Origin of the sequence: Polymorphospora sp. NPDC050346 (assembly GCF_040655695.1) — a bacterium.
Classification (GTDB): Bacteria; Actinomycetota; Actinomycetes; order Mycobacteriales; family Micromonosporaceae; genus Polymorphospora; species Polymorphospora lycopeni.
This window is the reverse complement of record NZ_JBFAKM010000011.1, coordinates 109,030-130,858: the sequence shown is the minus strand read 5'-3', so window position 1 is coordinate 130,858 and position 21,829 is coordinate 109,030. Positions and strand designations below refer to the sequence as shown.

The 21,829-nt window shown below is 71.6% G+C and carries 15 protein-coding genes and 1 pseudogene; 9 read left to right on the top strand and 7 right to left on the bottom strand.

What is annotated here, in order from left to right; all coding sequences use genetic code 11:
• Window positions 1–101 precede the first annotated feature (101 nt).
• Entirely contained in the window at window positions 102–3,575 is a 3,474-nt protein-coding gene (locus tag AB0I42_RS14145; protein WP_357537356.1) for a discoidin domain-containing protein, read from the top strand.
• 47 nt (window positions 3,576–3,622) lie between these two features.
• On the opposite strand, the gene AB0I42_RS14140 is transcribed toward AB0I42_RS14145, so the two are convergent.
• Window positions 3,623–4,624, bottom strand: coding sequence for an SDR family NAD(P)-dependent oxidoreductase (locus AB0I42_RS14140; protein ID WP_357537354.1), 1,002 nt, complete (start codon window positions 4,622–4,624; stop codon window positions 3,623–3,625).
• A gap of 38 nt (window positions 4,625–4,662) precedes the next feature.
• Here AB0I42_RS14140 and AB0I42_RS14135 point away from each other — a divergent pair, with 38 nt between their 5' ends.
• The 4 genes and pseudogenes from AB0I42_RS14135 (at window position 4,663) to AB0I42_RS14120 (ending at window position 7,324) form a co-directional block, all read left to right on the top strand.
• Window positions 4,663–5,274, top strand: coding sequence for a TetR/AcrR family transcriptional regulator (locus AB0I42_RS14135; protein WP_357537353.1), 612 nt, complete (start codon window positions 4,663–4,665; stop codon window positions 5,272–5,274).
• A 37-nt stretch (window positions 5,275–5,311) separates the two neighbouring features.
• Window positions 5,312–6,373 carry a LacI family DNA-binding transcriptional regulator gene (locus tag AB0I42_RS14130; RefSeq protein WP_357537352.1) on the top strand — a complete coding sequence of 354 codons (1,062 nt, stop codon included), beginning with the start codon at window positions 5,312–5,314 and terminating at the stop codon, window positions 6,371–6,373.
• Between the two features lie 35 nt (window positions 6,374–6,408).
• Window positions 6,409–6,744, top strand: a pseudogene (locus tag AB0I42_RS14125) (methyltransferase domain-containing protein); the annotation flags it as partial.
• Window positions 6,745–6,790: 46 nt separating this feature from the next.
• Window positions 6,791–7,324, top strand: coding sequence for a hypothetical protein (locus AB0I42_RS14120; RefSeq protein WP_357537511.1), 534 nt, complete (start codon window positions 6,791–6,793; stop codon window positions 7,322–7,324).
• Window positions 7,325–7,336: 12 nt separating this feature from the next.
• Here AB0I42_RS14120 and AB0I42_RS14115 read toward each other — a convergent pair whose 3' ends face one another.
• Window positions 7,337–7,945, bottom strand: coding sequence for a TetR/AcrR family transcriptional regulator (locus tag AB0I42_RS14115; protein ID WP_357537351.1), 609 nt, complete (start codon window positions 7,943–7,945; stop codon window positions 7,337–7,339).
• 72 nt (window positions 7,946–8,017) lie between these two features.
• Between AB0I42_RS14115 and AB0I42_RS14110 the strand changes: the two genes are divergently transcribed.
• Window positions 8,018–9,895: an ABC transporter ATP-binding protein gene (locus tag AB0I42_RS14110; RefSeq protein ID WP_357537349.1), complete on the top strand. Its 1,878-nt coding sequence runs from the start codon at window positions 8,018–8,020 to the stop codon at window positions 9,893–9,895.
• 815 nt (window positions 9,896–10,710) lie between these two features.
• Here the strand turns inward: AB0I42_RS14110 and AB0I42_RS14105 are convergent.
• The 4 genes from AB0I42_RS14105 to AB0I42_RS14090 form a co-directional block, all read right to left on the bottom strand.
• Window positions 10,711–12,123: a glycosyl hydrolase family 18 protein gene (locus AB0I42_RS14105; protein ID WP_357537347.1), complete on the bottom strand. Its 1,413-nt coding sequence runs from the start codon at window positions 12,121–12,123 to the stop codon at window positions 10,711–10,713.
• A gap of 175 nt (window positions 12,124–12,298) precedes the next feature.
• Window positions 12,299–13,114 (bottom strand): SGNH/GDSL hydrolase family protein, encoded by an 816-nt coding sequence (locus AB0I42_RS14100; RefSeq protein WP_357537346.1) that lies wholly within the window; start codon window positions 13,112–13,114, stop codon window positions 12,299–12,301.
• A 96-nt stretch (window positions 13,115–13,210) separates the two neighbouring features.
• A complete protein-coding gene (locus AB0I42_RS14095; RefSeq protein ID WP_357537344.1) occupies window positions 13,211–14,053 on the bottom strand; it encodes a peptidoglycan DD-metalloendopeptidase family protein in 843 nt (280 codons plus the stop codon).
• A gap of 153 nt (window positions 14,054–14,206) precedes the next feature.
• Window positions 14,207–14,953 carry a VWA domain-containing protein gene (locus AB0I42_RS14090; RefSeq protein WP_357537342.1) on the bottom strand — a complete coding sequence of 249 codons (747 nt, stop codon included), beginning with the start codon at window positions 14,951–14,953 and terminating at the stop codon, window positions 14,207–14,209.
• Window positions 14,954–15,443: 490 nt separating this feature from the next.
• Between AB0I42_RS14090 and AB0I42_RS14085 the strand changes: the two genes are divergently transcribed.
• The 3 genes from AB0I42_RS14085 to AB0I42_RS14075 all read left to right on the top strand — a co-directional run bounded on the left by AB0I42_RS14085 (window position 15,444) and on the right by AB0I42_RS14075 (window position 18,514).
• Entirely contained in the window at window positions 15,444–16,667 is a 1,224-nt protein-coding gene (locus AB0I42_RS14085; protein ID WP_357537341.1) for a biotin carboxylase, read from the top strand.
• A 93-nt stretch (window positions 16,668–16,760) separates the two neighbouring features.
• Window positions 16,761–17,504: a GNAT family N-acetyltransferase gene (locus AB0I42_RS14080; RefSeq protein WP_357537339.1), complete on the top strand. Its 744-nt coding sequence runs from the start codon at window positions 16,761–16,763 to the stop codon at window positions 17,502–17,504.
• 47 nt (window positions 17,505–17,551) lie between these two features.
• Entirely contained in the window at window positions 17,552–18,514 is a 963-nt protein-coding gene (locus tag AB0I42_RS14075) for a quinone oxidoreductase (protein ID WP_357537337.1), read from the top strand.
• A gap of 66 nt (window positions 18,515–18,580) precedes the next feature.
• Here AB0I42_RS14075 and AB0I42_RS14070 read toward each other — a convergent pair.
• On the bottom strand, window positions 18,581–21,829 hold a 3,249-nt coding region (locus tag AB0I42_RS14070), incomplete at its 5' end, for a CARDB domain-containing protein (RefSeq protein ID WP_357537335.1).

Sequence of the window (21,829 nt, the reverse complement as noted above, 5' to 3'; positions counted from 1 at the left end):
TCTGAAAAGTGGGCGTAACACTTCCTGCAACTATGGAGAGCGCTCTCCGACTCCGGTCGCCGCCTCCCCGCCCGCGTTGTCGCACAGGCAGGAGTACCCCCGTGAAACCGGCATCCCCGCATACCGCCTGGCCACGCCAGGCCCGGTCACCGTCCCTGCCCCGCGGGTGGCGGGCCCTGATCCCGGTCGTCGCCCTCGCGGTCGCGGCCGTCTACGCGCTGGTCGCGCCGCCGCGCGCGGTCGCCGCGGATACGTTGTTGTCGTTGAATCGGCCGGCGTTGGCGTCGTCGGTGCAGGGTGTGGATCTGGCGGCGTCGAATGCGTTTGATGGTGATCCGGGTTCGCGGTGGGGTTCGGTGTGGGCTGATCCGCAGTGGGTTCGGGTTGATCTGGGTGGGTCGGCTTCGGTGTCGCGGGTGGTGTTGCGGTGGGAGGGTGCGTTCGCGCGGTCGTTCCAGGTTCAGACGTCGGATGACGGCACCACCTGGACGTCGATCTACTCGACGACGTCGGGTGTGGGTGGTGTGCAGACGCTTGATGTCAGCGGCACGGGTCGGTATGTGCGGATGTACGGCACGGTGCGGTCGTCGGGTTACGGGTATTCGTTGTACGAGTTCGAGGTGTACGGCACGCTCGGCGGCGGCCCGACCCCGACCCTGACCCCGACCCCGGGCGCGTGCGGGACCACCAACGTCGCGCAGGGGCGGCCGGCCACGGCCTCCTCGGCGGAGGCCGGTGACACCCAGGCCGGTGCGGCGGTCGACGGCAACACCGGCACCCGCTGGTCGAGCCAGTACGCCGACCCGCAGTGGCTGCGCGTCGACCTGGGTCAGACCCGCACCATCTGCCAGGTGGTCCTCGCGTGGGAGGGGGCGTACGGCCGGGCCTTCCAGATCCAGACCTCGGGTGACGGCAACACCTGGACAAACATCTATTCCACCACCACCGGCACCGGCGGCACCCAGACCCTGAACGTGTCGGGAAGCGGCCGCTACATCCGCATGTACGGCACCGCGCGGGGCACCGGATACGGCTATTCACTGTGGGAGTTCCGGGTCTTCGCCACCGGCGGCACCGGCCCCGGCCCGACCGACCCGCCCGGCAACTGGCAGACCGTCTGGAACGACGATTTCACCGGCGCCGCCGGCACCTCGCCGTCGGCCGCCAACTGGCTGCTGCGCACCGGCACCCAGTACCCGGGCGGGGCCGCCAACTGGGGCACCGGCTCGGTCGAGACCGCGACCGCGTCGACGAACAACGTCTACCTCGACGGCGGCGGCCGGCTCAACATCCGCGCCATCCGCGACGGCGCCGGCAACTGGACCTCCGGCCGGATCGAGACGCAACGCGCCGACTTCACCCCGCAGCGCGGCGAGATGCTGAAGTTCAGCGCCGTCGTGAAGCAGCCGGACGTCGCCAACCAGCTCGGCTACTGGCCGGCGTTCCGGGCCACCGGAGCGGCGTTCCGGGGCAACTTCAACAACTGGCCGACGATCGGCGAGACCGACATCCTCAGCGGCGTCAACGGCCGCGACCAGCTCTCCCAGACCCTGCACTGCGGCACCGCCCCCGGCGGGGTCTGCAACGAGTACGACGGACGGACCAGCGGCCTGGCCACCTGCTCCGGCTGCCAGACCGGATACCGCGAGTACAGCCAGGTGATCGACCGCACGAAGACCGACGAGGAGATCCGGTTCTACCTCGACGGCCGGCAGACCTGGGTCGTCCGGCAGAGCCAGGTCGGCGTCGCGGCCTGGCAGGCGGCCGTACACCACGGCTTCTACCTGCGGTTCGACCTGGCCATCGGTGGCCTCTACCCGAGCGGCGTCGCCGGGTTCCCCGTGCCGACCCCGGAGACCACCTCCGGCGGCATCCTGAGCATCGACTCCGTCTCGGTCGCCCGCGCCACCGGCACCACCGCGCCGGCGATGACCGACCCGCCGGTGCCGGCCGGACCGAGCGTCGTACGGGTCACCGGCGGCCAGGGCAACTGGCAGCTCCAGGTCAACGGCGCGCCGTACGAGGTCAAGGGGTTGACCTGGGGGCCGCCGCAGAACGCCGGCGACGGCTACCTGCGCGACCTGGCGAACATGGGCGTCAACACGATCCGCACCTGGGGCGTCGACGACGCGCAGACCCCGGCGCTGCTCGACACCGCCGCCCGGCACGGCATCAAGGTCATCGTCGGGCACTGGCTCAACCAGGGCGCCGACTACGTCAACGACACCGCGTACAAGACGTCGGTGAAGAACGAGATCGTGGCCCGGGTCAACGCGCTCAAGGGCCGCCAGGGCGTGCTGATGTGGGACGTCGGCAACGAGGTCATCCTCACCATGCAGGACCACGGGCTGTCGGCCGCCGAGGTGGAGGCGCGCCGGGTCGCGTACGCGCGGTTCGTCAACGAGGTGACGCTGGCCATCCAGGCGGCCGACCCGAACCACCCGGTCACCTCCACCGACGCGTACACCCACGCGTGGACGTACTACAAGGCGCACTCGCCGGCGCTGAACCTGCTGGCGGTCAACTCGTACGGGGCGATCGGGACCGTGAAGCCGGACTGGATCGCCGGCGGCTACACCAAGCCGTACATCGTGACCGAGGCCGGGCCGGACGGCGAGTGGGAGGTGCCGAACGACGTCAACGGCGTGCCGACCGAGCCGACCGACCTGCAGAAGCGGGACATGTACACGGCGAGCTGGAACGCCGTGAAGTCGCACCCCGGCGTGGCGCTCGGTGCCACCGAGTTCCACTACGGACTGGAGAACGACTTCGGCGGCGTCTGGCTCAACGTCACCACCGGTGGCTGGCGCCGGCACGGCTACCACGCGCTCAAGCGCGCCTACAGTGGACAGACCTCGGCCAACACGCCACCGGAGATCACGAGCATGACGGTCGGCTCGCAGACCGCGGTGCCGGCCGGGGGAGAGTTCACCGTCTCGGTGAACGCCACCGACCCGCAGGCCGACCTGATCCGCTACAACCTGATGTTCAGCGACAAGCACGTGACCGGCAACCGCGGCTTCTCCAACGTCACGTTCACCCAGACCGGCGACGGCCAGTTCCGGGTCCGCGCACCCGAGCAGCTCGGCGTGTGGAAGGTCTACGTCTACGCGTACGACGGCCACGGCAACGTCGGCATCGAACAGCGGTCGTTCCGGGTGGTGCCGCCGACCCCACCGGGCACCAACGTGGCCCGCGGCCGGCCGGTCACCGCGTCGTCCTACCAGCCGACCGGAACGAACGGCCCGCAACTGCCGGCGTACGCCGTCGACGGCGACCACAACACCCGGTGGGCCAGCGAGTGGGTGCCGACCGCGTGGTTGCAGGTCGACCTCGGCGCGGTCACCAGCTTCAACCACGTGCAGCTCGCGTGGGAGGGCGCGTACGCGAGGGCGTACCAGGTCCAGACGTCGAACGACGGCACCACCTGGACCACCGTCTACAGCACGACGTCCGGCAACGGCGGGTTCGACAGCCTGAACGTGACCGGCTCCGGCCGGTACGTGCGGGTCAACGGCACCGAACGCGCCACGACGTACGGCTACTCGCTGTGGGAGTTCGGCGTCTACCGCTGAGGTCCACGTCGCCGGCCCGCCCGTGTACCCGGGCGGGCCGGCGACGGTCAGCCGGTGCCCGTGCCGCCGCTGACCGCCAGTGCCGAGCCGGTCAGGTAGGTGAGTTCGGGCGAAGCGGCGCTGACGGCGAACGCGGCGATCTCCTCCGGGGTCGCCATGCGGGCCAGCCCCGGCACGTTCGACCTGCCCCACTGGGCCGCGCCGATCTCCCACGCGGCGTCGGGCACCCCGGCCATCCCGGCACTGCCGCGTACCAGGGCGGTGTTCGTGGTGCCGGGCAGGATCGCGGTGACCCGGATACCGGCGCCGCCGTAGTCCAGCGCCGCGGAGCGCACCAGCCCGACGAGGGCGGACTTGCTGGCGGTGTAGACGCTGCGCCGCGCCGAGGTGCTGTTGGCCACCGTCGACGAGGTCACCAGGATCGTGCCGCCGCCGGACTCGATCATCGGCGGGATCTCGTACTTCATCGCGTAGAAGACACCGCGCAGGTTGGTGTCGACGACGTCGCCGAACTCGGCGGCGGTGAACTCGTGCAGCGGTTTCTCGATCGTGATCCCGGCGTTGTTGAGCGCGACGTCGATCCGCCCGAACCGGTCGACGACCGTGGTCACGAACCGACGCACCTGCTCCTCGTCGCGTACGTCGGCGCGGACGAACAGCGCCTGTCCGCCGCCGGCCCCGATCTCCGCCTGAAGCTGCTCGCCCAGGGCCGCCCGGCGGCCGCAGAACGCCACCGCGGCGCCCTCGCGGGCGAACGCGAGCGCGGCGGCGCGACCGATCCCCGAGGTGGCACCGGTGATGAGCACGACCTTGTCGGCGAAACGGCGGCCGCCGTCGAGCACCGTCGGCGCCGGCGGCCGGGCCGAGGCCGCCATCGCCACGCCGCCGGCGGCACCGGCGACCGCCCCGGCGGTCAGCCCGACGGCGGCGCCGATGACCGCCCGGCGGCTGCGGCGCGGCCGCTGATCCACCGTGTCCGTGGCTGCCGGCCGGTCGGTGTCCAGGTCGTCGTCCCGGTCCGGAGGTCCGTCAATGTTGACACTGTTCATATCCAGCACCGTAGCGACCGGATATGTACAGTGTCAACATGGCTTCGACCGAGGGTGCGCGCCCGTACCACCACGGCGACCTGCGGGCGGCGCTGCTGACCCAGGCGCGGGTGCTGCTTGACCGGGACGGGGCCGACGCCATCTCGTTCCGGGCCGTCGCCCGCGCGGCCGGCGTCTCGCCGACCGCGCCGTACAACCACTTCGCCAACCGTCGGGACCTGCTCGCCGCGCTCGCGGTCGAGGGCTTCACCGCACTCGCCGAGCGGCAGCGGGCGGCGGCGACGACCGGGCCGGCCGGCGCGGCGCGGCTGGTCGCGCTGGGGCGGGCCTACCTGGACTTCGCCGCACAGCAGCCGCAGCTCTACCGGCTGATGTTCGGTACCGGCGTACAGCACTGGCACGACATCCCGGCGGTCGCCGCGGCCAAGACCGCGTCGTTCCAGCCGATCCGGACGACGATCACCGAGCACCACGCCGCCCGGGGCTCGGTCGAATCCATCGAGATCGCCGCGGTCGGTGCCTGGTCGTACGTCCACGGCCTGGCGATGCTGCTGATCGACGGCTCGCTGGACCGGGCCCGTGAAGGCGTCGCCGGCACCGACCTCGCGACGGTGGCGCTGCGTTGGTTCGTCGGGCAGGCGATGACGTAGGAGAGCGCTCTCCTTACCGCATGCTATAAATGCCGCCATGAGCAGTGGGGGGACGAGCAACGCCACGCCCGGACAACGGCTGCCCACCCTCGAAGACGTCGCCGCGGTCGCCGGCGTCTCCCGGGCCACCGTCTCCCGCGTCATCAACGGCATCCGCAACGTCGACCCGCAACTGCACGAGGTCGTCTGGAACGCCGTCGCCCAGACCGGATACGTACCCAACCGCGCCGCCCGGTCCCTGGTCACCCGGCGCACCGGCACCGTCGCGCTGGTCGTCTCCGACTCCGAGACCCACGACGACGACCCGTTCATGAGCCGGTTCTTCGCCGACCCCTACTTCGGCCGGGTCGTCGGCGGCCTGATGAGCGTGCTGCGTCCAAAGGGGATCCAGCTCGCCCTGCTGATGGTCGGCACCCCCGACGCCCACGCCCGGCTCGTCGGCGACCTGCGCCAGGGCCAGCTCGACGGCGCCGTGCTGCTGTCCATGTACGCCGAGGACACCCTGCCGCGGTTGCTCGCCGACGCCGGTGTCGCCGCCGTCATGATCGGCCGTCCGGCCCGGCCGATGCCGCTCAGCTACGTCGACCTCGCCAACGACGCCGGCGGCGCGTTCGCCGCCGGCCACCTGGTCGCCCGCGGCTGCCAGCGGATCGGCATGATCTCCGGCCCGGTCGACGTCCCCGCCAGCCACGACCGCAGCACCGGCTTCCGGCAGGCCCTCGCCCGCCACGGCCACGCCTACATCCCGTCGGTCGCCGGCAACTTCACCCACGACAGCGGCGAGCAGGCCATGCGCCACCTCCTCGCCGGGAACCCCGGCCTCGACGGCGTCTTCGTCGCCAACGACCTGATGGCCACCGGGGCGCTCGCCGCGCTGCGCGAGGCCGACCTGCGGGTGCCCGACGACATCGCCGTGGTCGGCTTCGACGACAGCAGCGCCGCGCTGGCCGCCCGGCCGCCGCTGACCACCATCCGGCATCCGCTGGAGGACATGGCCGCGCAGGGCGCCCGGCTGCTGCTGGCCCGCGTCGACGACCCCGAGCTGCGGGTCACCTCGGCCATCTTCGAGCCGACCCTGGTCGTCCGCGGCTCCGCCTAGCGTCCGCCGCCCGCTCCGGCGGCTAGCATCCGGGGATGCGGCACGCGGAGTTCACCGATCCGCGGCTGGTCGTGGTCTACGACGCCGAGTGCCCGTGGGGGCGCGACGACGACTTCTTCCTCGCCGAGGTCGGCGGCCCGGCACCGCTGCGGGTGCTCGACCTCGGCTGCGGGACCGGCCGGCTGGCACTCCGCCTCGCCGCCGCCGGCCACCGCGTCACCGGGGTCGACCCGGCCCACGCGTCCCTGGCCGCCGCCCGGGCCAAGCCGGGCGCCGACCGGGTGACCTGGATCGAGGGTACTGCCGCCGTCCTGCCCCGGCGGGCGTTCGACGTCGCGGTCATGACCAGCCACGTCGCGCAGTTCCTCGTCACCGACGCGCAGTGGCGGGACACCCTCGAGGCCGTGGGCCGGGGCGTTGGTCCCGGGCGGGCGGCTGCTCTTCGACTCGCGCGACCCGGCGGCCCGGGAGTGGGAGCGGTGGAACCCGGTCGACTCCCGCCGCCGGGTGTCGCTGCCCGACGGTTCCCGGGTCGGCATCTGGACCGAGGTCACCGCCGTACGAGACGGCGTGGTCAGCTTCACCCGGCACTACACGCTGCCGGACGCCGTGCTGTCGAGCACCGCGACGCTGCGGTTCCGGACCGAGGACGAGCTGCGGTCCACACTGGAGGCGGCCGGGCTGGTGGTCGAACGCGTGCACGGCGGCTGGGAGCGGCAGCCGGTGGGTGCCGGCGACGGGGAGTTCATCGTCGTCGCCCGCCGGTCCGCCGGGTCGCCCGACGGTGACCGGGGCGGCCGGTGGGTCGTGTGGCGCCAGGACGACAACGGCAACCGCTACGAGGTCGCCCGCCGGGAACTGCGCGCCGACGCCGACGAGCTGGCCGCCGCGATGGAGGCGCGTGGGCACAAGCAGACGTACTGGGTGGCGGCCGCCGACCGGCCGGGGTAGGGGCGCCGCCGGTCAGCGCGGGCCGGCGAGTGCTCCCTCGAAGGTGCGCAGGGTCAGCCGCAGCACCTCGTACCGCGCCAGGTTGCCCTGCGTCGTGACGCTCCACGCGGTGTAGAGATGCGCCCACAGGATGCTCTCCAGCCAGAAGGCCGGCAGGCCGGGATCGATCGATCCGTCGTGCTGGCCCCGCCGTACGGCGGCCTCGAGCGCCGGGGTGCACTGACCGGCCGACTCGGACCCGCCGGCGCCCGTAGCCGGCTCGTCAGGCCCGAGGCAGGGCACCTCTGCCGTCCCCTGCAGTTCGTCGAACACCAGCGAGAGCAGGTCGCCGAGTTCGAAGTACTCCTGACAGAGCCGGAGCAGCGCCTCGGCGCCGGTGCCCTCGTCGAGACGGGCCCGGGTGATCGCCTGTTCGAGCCGGAGCTCGCCCTCGGCGTCGATCGCCGCGATCAGTTCGGCGCGGTCGGCGAAGTAGCGGTGCAGCGTCGTCCGGCCCACGCCGGCGGCGGTGGCGATCTCACCGAGGGTTGCCGCGCGGTCCTGCGCGAGCAGCCCGATCGCGGCGTCGATGATCGCCTGCCGGGTGCGGGCGCGGGTGGCGGACTGCTGCTGATCACTCACGTGCTGAGCGTATAACGTTCCTATCCGGTAATCCACTTGACCGTAGTGGAACATCTGTGTTCCAGTTAGGCAGTGACTGATACCGCGTCTCCCGTACCGTCAGCTCCGACCGCACCACCCGACGCCGGCGGCCGGTTCCCCCGGCTGCGGCTGCTCGCCTCGTTCGTCGCCCCGCACTGGCGGGTGCTGCTGCTCGGCCTGGTGCTCGGCCTGATCGCCAACGCCGCCGGCCTGGCCACCCCGATGGTCACCAAGTGGGTCCTCGACTCCCTCGGCGCCTCCGCGTCGATGACCGGCCCGATCAGCGTGCTGCTGGTCCTCGTCGTGGTCGGCGCCGCCATCTCGCTCTGGCAGTGGATCCTGCTCGGCACGCTCGCCGAACGGGTCGTGCTCGACGCCCGCACCTCGATCGTCCGGCGCTACTTCGCCGCCCGGATCGGTGCCCTCACCCGGCGCCCGACCGGTGAACTCGTCACCCGGGTCACCTCCGACACCGGGCTGCTGCACGAGGCGTCCAGCAGCATCGTCGGCCTGGTCAACGGCGCCCTGGCCCTGGTCGGCACCCTCGTCCTGATGGGCGTGCTCGACCTGGTCCTGCTCGGCTGCGTCATCGCCGCCGTCATCGTCGTCGGCATCATCATGGCCACCCTCATGCCCTCGATCGCCAAAGCCCAGGAGCAGGCGCAGGAGTCCGTCGGCCAGCTCGGCGGCGCGCTCGAGGGAGCCCTGCGCGCCATCCGTACGGTCAAGGCCAGCCGCGCCGAGGCCCGCCAGGGCGACAAGATCATTACCGCCGCCCGGGAGTCCGCCAGCCACGCCGTCCGCGCCGCCCGGCGTACGGCCCAGGTCTGGACCATCGCCTGGACCGGCATCCAACTGTCGATCATCGTGATCCTCGGCATCGGAGCCTGGCGCGCCGAACTCGGCCTGCTGGAGATCTCCAGCCTGATCGCGTTCCTCCTCTACGCCTTCCAGCTCATGGGCCCGATCACCGAACTGACCCAGAACGTCACCGCGCTCCAGGCCGGCATCGCCGCCGCCGCCCGCATCCGCGAGATCGAGGCGATCGAACTCGAACACCGCGACCCGGTCCGGCCCGCCGGCCCGGCCGCCGCCGAACCCGCCCGCACCGACGGGCCCGTGCTCGCCCTCCGGGGCGTCTCCGCCCGGTACGGCCCCGACAGCCCGCACGTCGTCCGCGACGTCACGCTCGAGGTGCCACGACGCGGCCACATCGCGATCGTCGGCCCCTCCGGCGCCGGCAAGACCACCCTGTTCTCCCTCCTGCTGCGCTTCCTCGAACCGGCGCACGGCGAAATCCAGCTCGACGGCCGGCCGTACGCCAGCTACACCAACGACGAGATCCGGGCCCGGCTCGCGTACGTCGAACAGGAAACCCCGGTCCTGCCCGGCACCATCCGCGACAACCTGCTCTTCACCCACCCCGACGCCACCGACGACGAACTGCGCACCGTACTGGCCGCCGTGCAGCTCGACGAGAAGGTCGCCGCGCTCGACGACGGCCTCGACACCGACCTGACCACCAGCCGGGTCTCCGGCGGCCAGCGGCAACGCATCGCCCTGGCCCGGGCCATCCTGCGCACCCCGGACGTGCTCCTGCTCGACGAGGCGACCGCACAGGTCGACGGCCTGACCGAGGCGGCACTGCACCGGTGCATCCAGGAACGGGCCGCGACCGGCGCCGTCGTCACCATCGCCCACCGGCTGTCCACCGTGCTCGACGCCGACCAGATCGCGGTCATGGAGGGCGGGCAGATCCGGGCCCGGGGCACCCACGCCGAGCTGTACGCCACCGACGACCTCTACCGCCAGCTCATCGAGGCCCTGCGGATCGCCGCCGACGGCGGCAAGCCACCGGCCCACGTCCCCGCGGAACGCATCACACCCGTCGCCGCCCCCGTCATCCAGCCGGACCCCGCCCTGGCTTGATTAGCCGGCCCCACCTCCGGCGGGGTTGGCTAGCTCGGAGTTGGCCGGCCCGGCGTCCGGCTGGGCCGGCTCGCTCCGACTTGGCTGGTCCCGCTCCGACTTGGCTGGTCCCGCTCCGACGGCGCTGGTGCGCCCGCGCCACTACCACCGCGCTCTGCGGCCCTGGTACGCGCACGTCACCACCCGCGCGCCGATCCGGCCCGGCCCAGCGCGGTGGCCGTGTCCGGTTCGAGTGGGGTGTGGAGGGCGCGACCCGGCCGTCGCCAAGTTGATCTGGGCGCCAGCCACCTTATCCGTCGCTGGTTAGGTGGCTGGCGCCCAGATCAACAACGAAACGACGCAGCGCGCACCCACATTGGCCCTCGCTCGACGGCCCGGCCGAGGGAGCGCACGGCAGGAAGAATGCTGATCTGGGCAGCAGAGACCTTATCCGTCCGAGATAAGGTCTCTCCCGCCCAGATCAACAGGCGGCACGACGATCCCGACCAGCCTGACGCCTGACGATCAGGTCAGGGCGCTACCAACGGCCACGATCGGCGAAGCAAGCGGCGGACCGCGGTAGACCGCGCCAGAGTCGCGAGTCGACCGAGCGCCGCCGCACCCTCTGGAGCCCGGGGACACGCGGCGAAGCCGTCGCAGCCGACAGGGCGAAGACGTGCATTCAGGCGGCGCGAAGCGGGACGAGCCAGCCCCGCCGGGGGCAGGGCTGGCCAACTCCGAGCGAGGACCAGCCAACTTGGAGCAAGCCGGCCCCGCCGGGGGCGGGGCCGGCCAGCTCAGCCGGGGGCAAGCAGGCTCAGTCGGGGCCAGCAAGGTCAGCTTGGCAACACCCAGCGTTGGTTGGCGCCGGCGAAGCAGTCCCAGATCTGCAGGCGGGTGCCGTCGGCGGAGCTGTTGTTGGAGGCGTCCAGGCACTTGTTGGACTGCGGGTTGCGCAGGGTGCCGTTGGACTGGGCCTGCCAGACCTGTGCACCGGTGCCGTTGCAGTCCCAGAGTTGGACGAGCGCGCCGTTGGCGGTGGAGCCGCTGGCGATGTCGGCGCACTTGCTCAGCGCCCGCAGGGTGCCGTCGGTGCCGACGGTCCAGCGTTGCGCGTTGGTGCCGTTGCAGGTCCAGAGTTGGATGGCGGTGCCGTTTGCGGTGGCGGCGGAGGCGACGTCGACGCACTTGCCGGCGATGCCGGTGATCTGGCCGGTCCGGCCGCCGGGCGGGTTGCCGCCCATGATGGTCTCGTAGATGGCGCTGACCAGCGACGTCGAGTTGTTGGTGTCCTGGGACAGTTCCCAGTTCATCATGCCGCCGGCGTTGGCCAGGGCCCACTGGGTCTTGCGCCGGATCGTCGGCAGGCCGTTGTAGCACTGCTGGGTGCCGTTGACGGTGGTGCAGTCGCGGTTGGCGTTGGCCGGGTCCATCGCCACGAGGCTGGCGTAGGTGTGGTAGCCGGGGCGGCTGTAGAACGGCACGCCGAGGACGGCCTTGCTAGCCGGGAGGCCGCGGGACTTCCAGAAGTTGACGCTGTTGATCGACCAGTCGTAGTTGGCGTGTGGGCTGCCGCCGTCGTACGCCATGATGTTGAGCCAGTCGACGTAGCCGAAGACGGCGGGCTGTACGCCGTTCGCGGTGCCGCCCTCGGAGACGACGGCGGCGGTCAGGAGTTTGCCCTGGGGGCGCAGCGCGTTGCTGAGCTGCTGCATGAGCAGGGTGAAGTTGTTGGCCGAGGTGCCGGGGTCGGGATACTCCCAGTCCATGTCGACGCCGTCGAGGCCGTACTGGTTGACGAAGCCGACGACGCTGTTGACGAAGGTGGTGCGGGTGCCGGCGCTGCTGGCGAGGGCTTCGAAGGCGGAGTCGTCGCCGTTGTTCCAGCCGCCGATGGCGATCGACACCTTGACGTTGTTGGCGCGGCCGAGCGACACCAGCTGGGTCAGCTTCGACGGGTTCTCCACCGGCCGCAGGGTGCCGTTGGCGTTGGGGAGGACGAACGCGTAGTTGATGTGGGTGAGTTTGCCGTACTGCACGCTGTTGACGTTGCCGGCCCAGGACGGCATGTAGCCGACGCTCTTGAAGCCGTTGGGGAGGACGACGGCTTCGGCGGGGGCGGCCGGGGCCAACGCGGTGAGTGCGCCGGTGGCGGCCGTCAGCAGCGCGACCGCGCCGGCCAGGAGTCGGGTACGGGACGGGCGCGGCCGGTGTGGGGCGGCGCCGCCTGGGTGCGTGGATCCGGACATCGGCGATCCCTTCAGGGACGGGAAGAGGGAACTGGCTGGGCGTACGCCGATCGCCGCATCGGTCGTACTCGATTGATCCCAGAAATATTAGGAAAGTTAACTATTGAAGTCAATGTATGCCGGGCGCGCGAAAGGGGCGCCGACCGGTGGCCGGCGCCCCTGCGGTGGTGAATCGTCAGCTCTTCGCGGCGAGGGTCGCGGCGCTCCGGAAGACCGGCAGGTAGCCGCCGGACTGCCCGTTGGCGGTCGGGTGGTAGGAGACGCCGATGTCGGCGAAGTTGACCGCGTGCAGCCACTTGTCGCCACTGCACAGCTGGTGGCCGATGAAGCGCGGCCGTACGTCGCCGAAGGTGAAGCCGTGCCGGGCGGCCGCGGCCGAGATGATGTCGTTGGCCAGGTTGATGCCCGAGTTGATCTTCGCGCGGGACTGCTCGCTCAGGCCGAGGCAGATCGGGGTGCCGAGCTGGTAGAAGGTCGGGTAGCCGAGCACCACCACGTCGGCGTTCGGGGCCCGGTTCTTGATTCCGTTGTAGACGTTGTCGAGCCAGCCGGGCAGCGAGGTGCGGGCCAGGTTCTCCGCGTTGGTCACCGCGGCGAGGCAGGCGTTGGTGCCGGCCAGCGCGCAGGTCGTCATGATGTTGGCGAACCCGACGTCGTTGCCGCCGATGACCACGCTGACGAGCGTGGTGGTCGAGCTGAGCGCGGAGAGCTGGTTGTTGACGACGTCGCCGGTCTTGGCGCCGGAGCAGGCGACCGAGCGGTACGAGGCGGGGGCGTTCGTGTTGGCCCAGAGCTGGGGGAACGCGTTGAGGCTGCGCTTGCAGCTGCCGCTCTCGGCGGTGTAGCTGCCGGCGCCGACGCCGGAGGCGTACGAGTCGCCGAGGGAGACGTAGTGCTCGCCGGCGGCCTGGGCGGGGGTCGCCAGTCCGAGCGCGACGACGGCGCCGGCCACGAGACCGGCGAGCAGTGTGGCGGTGCGGGTACGGGCCATGTGTTTCTCCTGGTCTGGGTGGGGGACGGCGGTGGTTATTTCATAGCATTTGACCGATGGATTGGGAAGCATCCCATTTGGGATATTCCATTGAGGTCAGTCCCAGCGGTCCTCGTTGAGGAACCGCGCCACGCCGCGCCAGGAGTTCGGTCCCATCACCCCGTCGATCGGGCCGGTGTAGCCGTAGCGCGCGGCCAGGCGCTGCAGTGCCGCCCAGGTGTTGGGGCCGGGTACGCCGTCGATCGGTCCGGTGTAGCCGTGATGGTCACGCAGTTCGCGCTGCATCGCGGCGTACGTGTTGACGCCCGGCACGCCGTCGATCGGCCCGGTGTAGCCGGCCTCGATCCGCAGCCAGTTCTGCGCCCGCTTCCAGAAGATGGTGCCGGGGATGCCGTCCTGGGCGGTCGACGTCTTCGGCAGCCGGCCACCGCCGCCGAGCCCGGCCAGATAGTCGAGCGGGTTGATCCGCTGGCCGCTCGGGTTGATCATGTGCCAGTGCACGTGCGGTCCGGTCGATGACCCCGACCCGGGCGCCCCGGCGGCGCCGCCGGAGCGTCCGACGACCGCGCCGGCACCCACCACCGCGCCGTTGCCGAGGACGAAGGCCGACAGGTGCATGTACTGGCTGCGGTAGCCGTTGGGGTGGTGGATCGTGACGGTGTGCCCGCCGGTGCCGTTGTTCGGAATGTTCTGTATCGAGCCACCACCGCAGGCGGGCAGGTTGGTGCCGACCGGCATCGGGTAGTCGATGCCGCCCAGCGACCCGCGGTTGAGGTGCGCCTGCCAGCCGTCGGAGATCGGCCGGCCGGCGAACGGGTTGTAGAAGTTCGAGGCGTGCGCTGGGGTGGCGACGGCCAGGCCGCCGCCGACGACGGCGATGCCCGCGGCCGTGCCCCGGAAGAGGGTGCGTCGGCTGAATCCGGGGGTCGGTCCGGCCATGCTGCGCTCCTGTCGGTCGTGGCCTCCCCGTCACGGCCAACCAGGGCTGTGCCAGCCCTGAACGAGCGCTAAGCCTATCGATATGTATGAGTGTGGATCAACCCTTTGGTTGCCCCCGATCGGCTGGATATCCGGTGGGAGCGCTCCGGGCGGTCAGGTCGTGGGGAGTACGCCCGCGGCGCGGGCCGACACCAGCCACTGCGGGAACTCGCCCATCAGCTGGTCGTAGAGCGTGCCGGCGGGGATCGACCGCGGCTCGGTGCCGGCGGCGAAGAACCCGGCGTTGTCGACGATCCGCTTCCCCGGCACCGGCAGGTCGTCGAGCCGGCGCAGGAACGTGAACTCGTCGTCGCCGAATCCGATGAACTGCCAGAAGATCGGGAGCCGGGCGGCGTCGCACAGCGTGCGGGTGGCGGCCGTGCGCGACGTCGGCGATCCGTCGGTCTGGAAGACCACGAACGCCGGTGCCCGGCTGCCCGACGCCTGGTAGTGCGCGATCACCGCCTGCATCGCGGCGGCGTAGTCGGTCCGGCCCATCGGGCCGATGCCGGCCCGGATCCGGTCGACGGCGCCGTCGTGGTCGCCCACCGACACCTCGACCGGCCGGTGTGCCACGGTGTCGAAGAAGACGACCGGCACCGAGCCGTCGTCGTCGAAGTGGGCGGCGAGGGCGAGGACCTGTTCGGCGAGCCCCTGGACCGAGCCGTCGCGGAAGTACGGGCGCATCGACCCCGAGTGGTCGATGACCAGGTAGACGGCGGCCCGCTGGCCGGTGAGCCGGAACTTGTCCAGGCTCACCCGCGCGCTCTTGTAGAGGTCGACCAGGGCCGGGGCGGCGGCCTGGAACTTGTCGAGGCTGATCGCCGGTCCGCTCGTGGTCTTGTCGTGGTCGATCGGCATGCTGTCCTCCGGGGGCGGCTGCGGTCCGCCCATCATGCGCGAGGGCCGGTGCGACCGCGGCCACCCGGCCGCCCGGCGTGTCGGTCGCCCGGGTCCGCCCGGCGCATGTCCGTCCAATCTGGTCAATTGCCGACGGTGAATGTCTGCGAGTGATCGTGGATTCGTCTGTCGTTAACCGCAGAGGTTCTCGCCTAACAATGTTTACATTATGTCCTGTCAATGTGTATGTATCTGGCGCGAGGGTCGTGAAATTGCATCGGAGTCTGGTCTGAGCGCTTCCCAGACCGGTTATCGGCTCGGTACCATCTGCGACGCCGAATGCTTGCCGCGAATGCGTCCGACCGGTCACCGACCAAGCGGTATCCGCCGACCATCGCCCTCCCCGGGCGAGCTGTGGAGGTTTCGTCATGCCTGCTCGCACCCAGCACGCCGCAGCGGCCCGCCGGCCGAACCCGGGCCGCCGGCCGGCCGCGGGCACCGGGGGCGCCGGATGACCACCCTCCTCATCGGGCACGCCCCGCAACTGCTGCGCGACCATCACCACCCGCCCCGGTCGGTGCTGCTGGTGGAGACGCCGCAGACCATCGCCCGCCGCGGCCTCTACCGGGCGCCCGCCGACCACGCCGCCGTCGCGGCCGTGGTGCCGGTGCGCCGGCTGGAGACCGAGACCGTCCTGTCCGCGCTGACCGCCTTCGCTCCCGATGCCGCCGTCGACCGGGTGGTGCCCGGCACCGAGGCCGGGGTGCTCGCCGCCGCCGGGGTGGCCCGGTTCCTGAGCCTGCCCGGGGCCGGCCTGCGGGCCGCCACCGTGTTCCGCGACAAGATCGCGTTGCGCGAGACGGCCGTCGAGGCGGGACTGTGCCAGCCGGCGTGGGCCGAGGTCACCCCCGCCACCGACCTCCGCGCGGTCTGCGCCGAACTCGGCGGCGGCGGGTTCGTGCTCAAGCCCGCCGCGGCGGCCGGCGGGGTCGGCGTCACGTACTTCGACCCGGCCGGCGAACCGGCCGCCGCCTGGCACGAGACGACCACCGCCGTGCCGCCGGGGAACGGCCGGCGGCGGACCCGTTACCTGGTCGAGCAGCGGCTGACCGGCGCCGGGGTCAGCGTCCAGTGCCTGGTCCACGACGGCGAGATCGTCTTCACCGCCGTCACCGACAGGCACCGCCAGCCGGGCGGGCATCCGGCCGAGATCGGCCACCAGGTGCCCGGCCCACGCGGCTCGGCCCAGCGGGACCGGCTGACGACGTCGATGCGGCGCCTGGTCGAGGCGGCCGGGCTGGCGTACGGGATCCTGCACGGCGACTGGATCCTCACCGACCAGGGGCCGGCCCTGCTCGGCTGCGCCGCCCGCATCCCCGGCGACCGGATCATGGAACTGCTCGAACTCGCCTACGAGAGCCCGCTGACCGCCCACTACCTCGAACTCATGGCGGGCAACCGCCCGACGCCGCCCCGCGACGCCACGCGCGGCGCCGCCATCCGCTATCTGACCGCCGATCCGGGCACCGTCCGCGAGGTGATCGGCGCCACCGACGCCGGCGGGCTGGCCGGCGTGCACGGGCTGGTCGTCGACGCCACGTACGGCCGGCGGATCGGCCCGACCCGACCGGCCGGCAACCGGGTCGGATACGTCGTCACCACCGGTCCCGGTGCCGACGACGCCTGGGACCTCGCGGGTCAGGCCGCCGGGCTGGTGAAGATCGCTGTACGGTGATCGACAGCCGGATCCGGCCGGCGGCACCGCGACAGGAGCACCACTGATGCGAGCGAACGGCGTCATCCGCACCGACCGGCCGGCGGCGGTCCGGTGAGCGGTCCCGGCGTGCTGGTCGACGGGGAGCCGTCCGGCGCCGGCGGTGTTCATCCGCTGGACAACCCGGTGTGGTCGGCGCTGACCGGCCCGCACGCCCCGCTGGCCACGGCGCACGGCCGGGCGGCGGCCTACCCGGCCGAGATCACGCCGTTCGTCGGCCTCGCCGACGCCCGCGATCCCGCCGCCTGGGCCGACCTGGCGACCCTGCTCACCCCCGGCGTGCGCGTCCTGCTGCCCAGTGTCGACGCGGTCGTACCGGCCGGCTGGGAGATCGCCCGCGAACTCGGCGTGCAACTGGTCGACGTGGCCCTGGCCACCGCCGAGGAACCGGAAGCGGTGACCCTCGGCGTCGACGACGTACCGGAGATGCTGGCGCTGGTGGCCCGGACCAAGCCCGGCCCGTTCCTGGCCCGGACCGTCGAGACCGGCCGCTACCTCGGCATCCGCCGCGGCGGCAAGCTGGTGGCGATGGCCGGCGAACGGATGCGGCTGCCCGGCTGGACGGAGATCAGCGCCGTCTGCACCGACCCGGACCACCGTGGCGCCGGGCTGGCGACCCGGCTGGTGCGGGCGGTCGCGGCCGGCATCCGCGCCCGTGCCGAGGTGCCGTTCCTGCACGCCGCCGCCAGCAACACAGGTGCGATCCGGCTCTACGAGCACCTCGGCTTCCAGGTGCGCGGCACGATGACCTTCCACCTGCTGGCCCGGCCGGACGACGGTCCCGCACCGCCCGGCTGAGCCGGCCCGGCCTACGATTGCGGACGGTCGTGGCGGAGGGAGTGACGATGGACGTGATCCGGGTTTCGCGGACCGGTGACGCCGGGGTGCTGACCCCGCAGCGTCTCGACCAGCCCGAGCCGGGCCCGGGCGAGGTGCTCGTCCGGCTCGCCGCCGTCGGCGTCAACTACATCGAGGTCTACCACCGCACCGGGCTCTACCCGATGCCGCTCCCGTTCACCCCGGGCAGCGAGGGCGCCGGTACGGTCGTCGCGGTCGGTGCCGGCGTGACCGCACCCGCGGTCGGTGACCGGGTCGCCGGAGCCGACTTCGTCGGCGCCTACGCCGGATACGCGCTCGCCCCGGCCGACCGGGTCGTCCCGGTCCCGGACGGTGTCGACGACGAGGTCGCCGCCGCCGCCCTGCTGCAGGGGCTGACCGCCCACTACCTGGTCTTCGACGCCTACCCGCTGCGGCCCGGCGACATCGTGCTGGTGCACGCCGCCGCCGGTGGCGTCGGGCTGCTGCTCACCCAGCTCGCCACCGCGCTCGGCGGCCGGGTCGTCGCCACTGCGTCCACCGAGGACAAGCGCCGGCTGGCCGCCGACGCGGGCGCCGAGTGGACCGTCGGGTACGACGAGTTCCCCGACCGGATCCGGGAGCTGACCGGGGCAGCGGGCGTCCCGGCCGTCTACGACAGCGTCGGGCAGGCCACCTTCGACGCGAGCCTGGCCAGCCTGCGCCGGCGCGGCACGCTGGTCCTGTACGGCCAGTCCAGCGGCCCGGTGCCGCCGTTCGACCTGTCCCGCCTCGCCGCCGGCGGATCGCTCTACGTGACCCGCCCGACGCTGGGCAGTTTCGTGGCGACCCGCGACGAACTCGTCACCCGGACCGACGACCTGTTCCGGCGGATCGCGGACGGGTCGCTGCGGATCACGATCGGCGGCCGCTACCCGCTGGCCGAGGCGGCCCGCGCCCACACCGACCTCGAGTCCCGCCGCACCACCGGCAAGCTCCTGCTGATCCCGTAGCCGGGTCCGGACGCGACGGTGCCGCCGGGAGGGGCGTCCTCCCGGCGGCACCCATCGACCGCGCGGTTACGGGTTGATGTTGATGGTGAACGTGCTGGTCGTGTTCCTGATGTTGGTGTGGTTGTTACTGAACCGCAGGTTGTTGAAGGTCACCGAGCCGACCGCCGGCCCCTGACCCGGTTCGGGCATCTCGTTGGCCCACAGGCCGAACCCGGACTTCGCGTCGAACGCGTCACCGCTCTTCTGCGCCCCGGAGATGGAGATGTTGGTCAGCACGGTGTCGGTGATCGGGTTCTCCGGCTGGCTGCCGTTGTACTTGGTCTGGAACATGATGCCGGAGTACGTCGGATCGACGATGTCCACATCGGAGACCCGGATGCCGCGGAACTCCTTCGAGGCGGAGAACATCCAGATCGCGCCGAACGTCTGCTGACCCCAGAAATGGCCACCCGCCCGGATCAGCGAGATGTTCTGGAAGTGGGTCAGACCGGGCCCGAACCCGACGAACGCGTACCCGAAGTCCAGCGAACTGATGGTCAGCCCGGAGTACGTCAGCATGTCCGCGATGTAGAGGTTGCGGAACGTGTTGTTGTAGCCGCCGTACACCGCGACGCCGGCGGCCCGCCAGGTCAGGGTGGCGTTCAGGTTCTCGAACACGTTGCCGTTGTTGGCGCCCCCACCGCCCTGGTCGACGGCGGAGAACAGCGCGAACGCGTCGTCGCCGTTGCCCCGGCCCTCGGAGTTGGTGATGGTGTTGTTGGTGCTGCCGTTGGTCAGGTTGACCGCGTCGGCGAACGTGTTGCGGAACCGGCTGTCCTTGATGGTCAGGCCGCTGACGCTCACGCCCCAGTACGCGCACACGGTGTGCTCGACCCAGACGTTGTCGATCGTCATGTTGTCGACGTCCTTCAACTCGCCCCAGACCTTGCCGGGTCCGTCGATACGCGACACGTAGTTGCCGAAGAACGCCAGGTGCGAGAAGGACGACCCGCTGGCCGAGGACTGCACCCCGAAGCCGGCGTCGGTGTTCTCCTGGCTGGTCGGCGTCTGGAACCTGGTGTACCAGATGCCCGCGCCGACGACCTTGACCGGCTTGCCGTAGATCTGGAACTTCTGCGCGGTCTCGTACGTGCCGGCCGGCAGGTAGACGCCCTCGAGGTTGCCGGTGGTGTCCATCCGGACCCGGTCCAGGGCGTTCTGCACGTCGGAGTGGCTGAAGCCGGTCGGCACCGCGTACCGGGCCGGGTTCGGGTTGGCCCGCGGCGACACCTGCTCGAGGTTGACGAAGTCGACGGCGTACGTGGTGCTGTTCGCCGGGTCCTTCTGCAGGCGGATGGTGCTGCCGGCCGGGATCGTCGAGTTGAGCATCACGTTGGCCTCGTCGTAGATGTGGCGCGGGCCGCCGGCACCGGGGGAGTTGCCCGGGGCCGCCTCGTTGCCGTAGAGCCACGAGTACTTCGAGGTCACGTTCAGCGCCTTGTGGAAGGTGCCGTTGACGTAGATGTTCAGCGTCGAGTTGATCCCGCCGCCGCCCGGCGCGTCCGGGATCGAGACCCGGGCGACCAGGGTGTTCGTCGCGGCCCGGGTGGTCCACTGCACGTACGACCCGTTGCTGTTCAGCGTCACCGCGCGCCGGCCGGACGCCTCGCCGGCGATGTCGCCGATGGTGCGGTTCGGCCCGACGACCTGCGCGCCGCCGCCGACCGTGCCGTCCTCCGCCTCGTACATGTCGTACGGGAGGTTGGCGCCGCGGCCGACGAACAGGGCCTGCTCGCTGGTGTTGTTCTCCCGCTTGACCGGCAGCTCGTTGCCGTCGGCGGCGAGTACCACCCGGACCGTGTGCCGGCCGTTGGCCGCCGTCCAGGTGCCCAGGCTGACCGGTGCGGTGGTGGCACCTGCGGCGATCGTGCCGGTGAACGAGCCGGTGAGGGTGCGGACGACCGTGCCGGCGTCGTTGAGCACGGTCAGAGTGATGCCGTGCGCGCCGCCGGTGGAGGCGACCGTGCCCTGGTTGCGGATCGCCACCGAGAAGTTGACCGTGTTGCCGGCCGACGGGGTGCCCGGTGACCAGGTCACCGCGGCGGCGACCAGGTCGGAGCTGTCGACCGGCCGGACCGTCAGCGGGGTCGGGCTGGTGAACTCGTTGTTCGCGTCGTTCTGCTCGACGATCGTGTTGGCCTCGTCGACCCGGCCGACGACCTGGTAGGTGCCCGCGTTGCGGGCCCCGATGTTGGCGGTGACGGTGGTCTGCGCCCCGGCGGCGAGCCCGCCGACCGCGGCGGTGCCGACCCGGGTCGTACCCAGGTAGAAGTTGACGTTGGTGGCGCCGGCCGCCGCGGTGCCCGCGTTGCGGACGGTGGCGGACAGCGTCACCGCGTCGGTCTCGACCGGCGACGCCGGCGAGGCCGTGAGGCCGGTGATCGTCAGGTCCGGGTTCGGTGCCGGCGTCCCGATCACCTGAAACTCGGCGACCTGGCCGTTCGACGACCCGGTGTTCGCGGTGAACTGGAGCCGGACGTCGGCGGCGGTCGCCGAGACCGGGATCGTCACGATGTTGCTCGACGCCGGGTTGAAGGTGTACGGCGCCGAGGCGACCAGGCTGGTGAACGACGAGGAACTCTGCTCCCGGCCCAGCACCTGCAACGTCTGGGTACGGGTGGCCCACGCCGTCGACGGGCTGAGCTTGAGCACGACCGCGGTGATGCTGGCGTTGGCGCCCAGCGAGACGGTCAGCGTGCTCGGGTAGGCGCCGGGGGCACCCTCCCAGTAGGTGTTCACGTCGTCGTCGTTGGCGTTGGCGGCGTTGAACACGTGCACGGTGGACGACGCGGTGATCGGCTTGCCGACCGCCAGGTTCGACCCGGGCGGGTTGCTGCCGGTGCGGGTCACGGTGTTGCTGTTGGCCGACTGGTTGCCGGCGGCGTCCTTGGCCCGTACGTAATAGGAGACGGTGGCGCTGGCCGGCTGGTTGTCGGTGTACGTCAGCACGTTGCCGGCGACGCTGGTGCGCAGGGTGCCGTTGGCGTAGATGTCGTAGCCGGTGACGCCGACGTTGTCGGTGGCGGCGTTCCAGGTGAGCCGGATCTGGCCGGTGGCCGGCTGGGTGAAGGCGAGGTTCGTCGGCGCGGTCGGCGCCTGCGTGTCCCCGGTCGACCCGGTGCGGGTGACGGTGTTGCTGTTGGCCGACTGGTTGCCGGCGGCGTCCTTGGCGCGTACGTGGTAGGAGACGGTGGCGCTGGCCGGCTGGTTGTCGGTGTACGTCAGCACGTTGCCGGCGACGCTGGTGCGCAGGGTGCCGTTGGCGTAGATGTCGTA